A 6,855-nucleotide genomic window follows, 5' to 3' on the forward strand; every position below is an offset into this window, starting at 1 on the left:
ACAGGATTCGCAGTCGGCCTCCGGCCAGCCCCGCCCACAGCAGCCGAAACCCAGCGCGCCGCCGTCGAAGACCTTCCGCGCCCGCGCGTTGCGGGTGCCCGGCGTCGGCGAAGGTGCACCGGGGCGACGGTCGCGGGCCCGCAACACTACCGGCAGCGTGATCGGGGCCGCCGACGCCGGCGACACGAGTCCCGGCGCGCGCGGTTTGCACCTGTTCGCCACCCTGCTGTCGGCGGCCGAGCGCGCGGGGGCCGGACCGTTGCGACCGGGACCCGACGACGTGCGGCGCGCCATCCGCGAGGGACGCGAGGGCAACCTGGTGATCTTCGTCGTGGACGCCTCGGGGTCGATGGCCGCGCGGGATCGGATGGCCGCGGTCAGCGGCGCCACGCTGTCGCTGCTGCGCGACGCTTATCAGCGCCGCGACAAGGTCGCCGTCATCACGTTCCGCCAGCACGAGGCGCGGCTGTTGCTGCCGCCGACCTCGTCGGCCCACATCGCCGGCCGGCGGCTGGCCCGGTTCGACACGGGCGGCAGGACTCCGCTGGCCGAGGGCCTGCTCGCCGCGCGTGAGTTGATCGTCCGGGAGAAGGCCCGCGACCGCGCCCGGCGTGCCCTGGTGATGGTGCTCACCGACGGTCGGGCCACCGCCGGGCTGGATCCGCTGCGCCGCAGCCGGATCGCTGCGGCGCGGCTGGTAGCCGAGGGTGCCGCCGCCGTCGTCGTGGACTGCGAAACGTCGTATGTGCGATTGGGATTGGCTGAGCAGCTGGCGCGCCATCTCGGTGCCCCCGCGGTGCGGCTCGAGCAGTTGCATGCCGATTCGCTGACGCGCGCGGTGCGCGACGTCGCCTGAGTGAGGTAACCGGTTATGCCGCAGGGAGTTCCGGCTCAAGTACCCGAAGACGGTCTCACCACCCGGGCCCGCCGCAACACGCCGGTGCTGGCGGTGCACACCGGACCCGGCAAGGGAAAGTCGACGGCGGCATTCGGAATGGCGTTGCGGGCCTGGAACGCCGGTCTCGCGGTCGCGGTGTTCCAGTTCGTCAAGAGCGCCAAGTGGAAGGTTGGCGAGGAGGCGGCCTTCGCTCAACTCGGACAGTTGCACGAGCAACATAAGATAGGTGGACCCGTCGAGTGGCACAAGATGGGTGCCGGCTGGTCCTGGACGCGCAAGGCGGGCAGCGAACTCGACCACGCGGCGGCGGCGGCCGACGGTTGGGCCGAGATTTCGCGCCGGCTTTCCGCGCAGCGCCACGACTTCTACGTGCTGGACGAGTTCACCTATCCGCTGAAATGGGGCTGGGTGGACGTCGACGAGGTGGTGGACGTGCTGTCGGCGCGGCCCGGCCACCAGCATGTGGTCATCACCGGACGAGATGCCCCGCAGCGGCTGATCGACGCCGCCGACCTCGTCACCGAGATGACCAAGGTCAAGCACCCGATGGACGCGGGACGCAAGGGCCAGAAGGGCATCGAGTGGTGAGTGTTCCCGCGGTGGTCATCGCCGCTCCGGCGTCCGGCAGCGGAAAGACTACGGTGGCAACGGGTTTGATCGGCGCCCTGCGCCGGGCGGGGCATGCGGTGGCGCCCTTCAAGGTCGGCCCGGACTTCATCGACCCCGGCTATCACGGCCTGGCCGCGGGGCGGCCGGGCCGCAACCTCGACCCCGTGATGGTGGGCGAGCACCTCATCGGTCCCCTCTACGCCCACGGCGCGGCGGGCGCCGACGTCGCGGTGATCGAGGGGGTGATGGGACTGTTCGACGGGCGGATCGGACCCGGCTCGACCACCCCCGCGGCCGGCTCGACCGCCCACGTCGCCGCGCTGCTCGGGGCGCCCGTACTGCTGGTGGTCGACGCCCGCGGCCAGAGCCAGAGCATCGCCGCACTGCTGCATGGCTTTTCGACGTTCGACACCGCGACCCGGGTCGCCGGCGTGATCCTGAACCGGGTCGGCTCCCCACGGCACGAGCACGTGCTGCGCCAGGCATGCGAGCAGGCGGGTGTTCCGGTGCTGGGCGCCATCCCGCGCGCCGCCGAAATGGATGTGCCGACAAGGTATCTGGGCCTGGTCACCGCTGCGGAGTATGGACGACGGGCTCAGCTTGCGGTCGACGCGATGACCGCGCTGGTCGCCCGCCACGTCGACCTCGCGGGCGTGGTCGCGGCCTGCGCGATCCGGGCGGCGGACCCGCCGTGGGACCCGGCGGCGGCCGTAGGGGAGACCACGTCGCGCGCCACCGTGGCGATGGCGGCCGGTAAGGCATTCACTTTTGCCTACACAGAACATGCCGAGCTGCTGAGGGCGGCCGGCGCCGACGTCGTCGAATTCGACCCGCTCGCCGACCCGTTGCCCGACGGCACGGACGCGGTGCTGTTGCCCGGCGGCTTCCCCGAACAATTCACCGCGGAGCTCTCGGCCAACGAGGTCGTCCGCCGGCAGATCAACGAACTGGCCGCCGCCGGCGCGCCGATCCACGCCGAATGCGCCGGACTGATCTATCTGGCGGCAGAACTCGACGGGCACCCGATGTGCGGCGTGCTGGACGGGTCGGCGAGCTTCACCTCACGCCTTACGCTGGCGTACCGCGACGCCGTCGCGGTGGCCGACTCGCCGCTGTATTCCGTGGGGCAGCGAGTGGCCGGGCACGAATTCCACCGGACCGCAGTCACTTTCAATCGCAGCTACCCGCCCGCGTGGATGTATCAGGTGCATGGCGGCGATTCGGTGCGCGACGGCGTCGTGCACGGCGGCGTGCACGCGTCGTATCTGCACACCCATCCGGCCGCGGCGCCCGACGCGGTAGCGCGCTTCGTTGCCCACGCGGCTAACCGGCATAACCGAAACGCTGACTAGGCTTGCCGGGTGACCGAAGACGCCTACCTCGTTGGATTGCGGTTGGCCGGCAAGAAGGTCGTCGTGGTCGGTGGGGGCACCGTCGCCCAGCGCCGGTTGCCGTTGCTCATCGCCAGCGGTGCGGACGTGCACGTCATCTCGCGCAGCGCCACCCGGTCGGTCGAGGCGATGAGCGGGATCAGCCTGTCCTTGCGCGAATACCGCGACGGCGACCTCGACGGAGCCTGGTACGCGATCGCGGCCACCGACGACCCGGAGGTGAACGCCGCCGTCGTCGCCGAGGCCGAGCGCCTGCGCATCTTCTGTGTCCGCGCCGACATCGCCGTCGAGGGGACGGCGGTCACGCCCGCGTCCTTCAGCTACGCGGGGCTGTCGGTCGGGGTGCTGGCCGGCGGGGAGCACCGCCGCTCGGCGGCGATCCGCTCGGCCATCCGCGAGGCGCTGCAGCAGGGCGTGATCACGGCCGAGAGCGCCGACGATGTCGTGCGCGGTGGGGTAGCGCTGGTCGGCGGCGGCCCCGGCGACCCGGAACTGATCACCGTGCGCGGCCGTCGCCTGCTCGCCCAGGCCGACGTAGTGGTCGCCGACCGGCTCGCGCCACCTGAGCTGCTCGCCGAACTGCCCCCCCATGTGGAGGTCATCGACGCCGCCAAGATCCCCTACGGCCGGGCCATGGCCCAGGACGCGATCAACGACGTGATGATCGAACGGGCCCGGGCCGGGAGTTTCGTGGTGCGCCTCAAGGGCGGGGATCCCTTCGTGTTCGCGCGCGGCTACGAGGAGGTTCTGGCGTGCGTCGACGCCGGAATCCCCGTGACGGTGGTGCCGGGTGTGACAAGTGCCATAGGTGTGCCCGCTTTGGCGGGCGTTCCGGTCACTCATCGGGCGATAAATCACGAGTTTGTGGTGGTCAGCGGGCATCTCCCGCCGGGGCATCCCGAATCGTTAGTGAATTGGGACGCACTGGCTGCAATGTCGGGCACGATTGTTTTGCTGATGGCGGTCGAACGCATCGAGCTTTTCGCCGAGGTCCTTCTGAAAGGCGGCCGACCAGCGGATACACCGGTGTTGGTGGTTCAGCACGGAACGACGGCTTCACAACATACTTTGCGGGCCACCCTCGCCGACACGCCAGAAAAGATCCGCTCCGAAGGCATTCGACCTCCCGCGATCATCGTGATCGGGGCGGTGGCGGCGTTCGGGCTTTAAACGGATCTTAAGATTACTGTAAGGTAACCCTTTATGACGGCTCTTAACGAAACAGAGCGCGCTGCCCAAAATTGGACTGCTTCCGCGCGCCCCGATCGTCCAGCCCCGATGCGCGCAGCGCCCACGGCGGAGGCCGCCTCGACACGTCCCCCCACGCGTATTAGTAAGTACTATCCGGCCTGGTTGCCTTCTCGCCGCTTCATCGCGGCCGTCATCGCCATCGGTGGCATGCAGTTGCTCGCGACCATGGACAGCACCGTCGCTATCGTCGCGCTTCCCAAGATCCAAAACGACCTCAGTCTTTCCGACGCCGGACGCAGCTGGGTGATCACCGCTTACGTGCTGACCTTCGGTGGCCTGATGCTGCTGGGCGGCCGTCTCGGCGACACGATCGGGCGCAAGCGCACCTTCATCGTCGGTGTCGCGCTGTTCACCATCTCCTCGGTGCTGTGCGCGGTCGCCTGGGACGAGGCGACGATGGTCATCGCGCGGCTGTCGCAGGGCGTCGGTTCCGCCATCGCCTCGCCGACGGGTCTGGCGCTGGTCGCGACCACGTTCCCCAAGGGACCGGCGCGTAACTTCGCGACGGCGGTGTTTGCCGCGATGACGGCGGTCGGTTCGGTGATGGGCCTGGTGGTCGGTGGAGCGCTGACCGAGGTCTCCTGGCGGCTCGCGTTCCTAGTGAACGTGCCGATCGGCCTGGTGATGATCTACCTGGCTCGTACCACCCTGCGCGAGACCAATAAGGAGCGGATGAAACTCGACGCGACCGGGGCCATGCTGGCGACGTTGGCGTGCACCGCCGCCGTCTTCGCCTTCTCGATGGGACCGGAAAAGGGCTGGGTTTCGCTAATCACCGTCGGCTCGGGTGTGGTGGCTTGCGGGGCTGCTCTCGCCTTCATCATCGTCGAGCGCACCGCCGAAAACCCTGTCGTGCCGTTCGACTTGTTCCGCGACCGCAACCGGTTGGTCACCTTCGCCGCCGTCTTGCTGGCCGGTGGACTCATGTTCAGCCTGACGGTGTGCATCGGCCTCTACGTGCAGGACATCTTGGGCTATAGCGCGATGCGTGCAGGTGTCGGATTCATCCCGTTCGTGATCGGGGTGGGCATCGGCCTGGGCGCGTCCTCGCAACTGGTGTCGCGGTTCTCGCCCCGGGTGTTGACGATCGGTGGTGGCTGGCTGCTACTGGGCGCGATGCTGTACGGCTTTGCGTTCATGCACCGGGGCGTGCCCTACTTCCCCAACCTGGTGATGCCGATCGTCATCGGCGGCATTGGCATCGGCATTGTCGGTGTGCCGCTGACCCTGTCGGCGATCGCCGGCGTGGGTTTCGATCAGATCGGTCCGGTGTCGGCGATCGCGCTGATGTTGCAGAGCCTGGGCGGTCCGCTGGTGCTGGCCGTGATCCAGGCGGTGATCACTTCGCGCACACTGTATCTGGGGGGCACCACCGGCCCGGTGAAGTTCATGAACGACGCGCAGTTGAACGCGCTCGACCACGGCTACACCTACGGACTGTTGTGGATAGCCGGCGTGGCCGTCGTCGTCGGCGGTGCGGCGCTGTTCATCGGCTACACCCCCGACCAGGTCGCCCACGCGCAAGAGGTCAAGGAAGCGATCGACGCCGGGGAGCTGTAGTTCCCGACGCTCCAGCGCCCGGCTTCGCCGCGCTTGCGATCACCGCTAGGTTCGATGGCGGTGACCCGCGGCGCCCGGCTTCGCCGCGCTTGCGATCACCGCTAGGCTTGCCCGCTGTGATCACCCGGATGTCCGAGCTGTTCTTGCGCACGCTGCGCGACGACCCCGCTGACGCCGAAGTGCCCAGCCACAAGCTGCTGATCCGCGCGGGCTACATCCGGCCCGTCGCGCCCGGCCTGTACAGCTGGCTGCCGCTCGGACTGCGCGTGCTGCGCAAGGTCGAGCGCATCGTGCGGGATGAGATGAACGCGATTGGCGGGCAGGAGATTCTGTTCCCGGCCCTGCTTCCCCGCGCACCGTACGAGACGACGAACCGGTGGACCGAGTACGGCGACGGCGTGTTTCGGCTCAAGGACCGGCGCGGCAACGACTACCTGCTGGGGCCCACGCACGAGGAGCTGTTCACCCTGACGGTCAAGGGCGAATACAGCTCCTACAAAGACTTCCCGCTGCTGCTGTTCCAGATCCAGAACAAATACCGCGACGAGGCCCGGCCTCGCGCCGGCATCCTGCGCGTGCGCGAGTTCCTGATGAAGGACTCCTACTCCTTCGACGTCGACGAGGCTGGGCTCAAGGCCGCCTACCACGCGCATCGGGAGGCCTACCAACGCATCTTCTCCCGGCTCGATGTGCGCTACGTCATCGTGTCCGCAGTATCGGGGGCAATGGGCGGCAGCGCATCCGAGGAGTTCCTGGCCGAGAGCCCGGTCGGCGAGGACACCTTCGTGCGGTGCCTCGAGTCCGGCTACGCGGCCAACGTCGAGGCCGTCGTCACCGCACGCCCCGAGGCGCGCCCCGTCGATGGGCTGCCGGAGGCCGAGGTCCACGACACCGGCGACACCCCGACGATCGCGACCCTGGTCGACTGGGCGAACGCAGCGGACCTCGGTCGCACCGTCACCGCGGCCGACACGCTGAAGAACGTTCTACTCAAAGTCCGGGTGCCCGGCGAGGAGTGGGAACTGCTGGCCATCGGCGTCCCCGGCGACCGCGAGGTCGACGAGAAGCGGCTGGGCGCGGCGCTCGAGCCCGCCGAATACGCACTGCTCGACGACGCCGACTTCGCCAAATACCCGTTTCTCGTCA

At 68.9% G+C, this 6,855-nt stretch carries 5 protein-coding genes and 1 pseudogene; all 6 read left to right on the forward strand.

Annotation, left to right across the window (positions count from 1 at the left end; genetic code table 11):
* Positions 1–856, forward strand: an 856-nt coding sequence (locus JOZ00_RS11720; RefSeq protein WP_293343943.1) for a VWA domain-containing protein, incomplete at its 5' end; no start/stop codon positions are given.
* A gap of 15 nt (positions 857–871) precedes the next feature.
* Positions 872–1,486, forward strand: coding sequence for a cob(I)yrinic acid a,c-diamide adenosyltransferase (gene cobO / locus JOZ00_RS11725; protein WP_293343945.1), 615 nt, complete (start codon positions 872–874; stop codon positions 1,484–1,486).
* Positions 1,483–2,859, forward strand: coding sequence for a cobyrinate a,c-diamide synthase (locus JOZ00_RS11730; RefSeq protein ID WP_293343947.1), 1,377 nt, complete (start codon positions 1,483–1,485; stop codon positions 2,857–2,859). Before cobO ends, JOZ00_RS11730 begins: the two co-directional genes overlap by 4 nt.
* A gap of 9 nt (positions 2,860–2,868) precedes the next feature.
* Positions 2,869–4,079 (forward strand): annotated as a pseudogene (gene cobA, locus JOZ00_RS11735) (uroporphyrinogen-III C-methyltransferase).
* 22 nt (positions 4,080–4,101) lie between these two features.
* Positions 4,102–5,709 carry an MFS transporter gene (locus JOZ00_RS11740; protein ID WP_293343949.1) on the forward strand — a complete coding sequence of 536 codons (1,608 nt, stop codon included), beginning with the start codon at positions 4,102–4,104 and terminating at the stop codon, positions 5,707–5,709.
* A gap of 116 nt (positions 5,710–5,825) precedes the next feature.
* The coding region (proS, locus tag JOZ00_RS11745) for a proline--tRNA ligase (protein ID WP_293343951.1) at positions 5,826–6,855 on the forward strand (1,030 nt) is incomplete at its 3' end.

It is taken from the genome of Mycobacterium sp. (assembly GCF_019243155.1).
Classification (GTDB): Bacteria; Actinomycetota; Actinomycetes; order Mycobacteriales; family Mycobacteriaceae; genus Mycobacterium.

Coding starts and splice junctions, on each gene's coding strand:
- cobO (WP_293343945.1), top strand. CDS start 872: ATGCCGCAGGGAGTTCCGGCTCAAGTACCCGAAGACGGTCTCACCACC.
- JOZ00_RS11740 (WP_293343949.1), top strand. CDS start 4,102: ATGACGGCTCTTAACGAAACAGAGCGCGCTGCCCAAAATTGGACTGCT.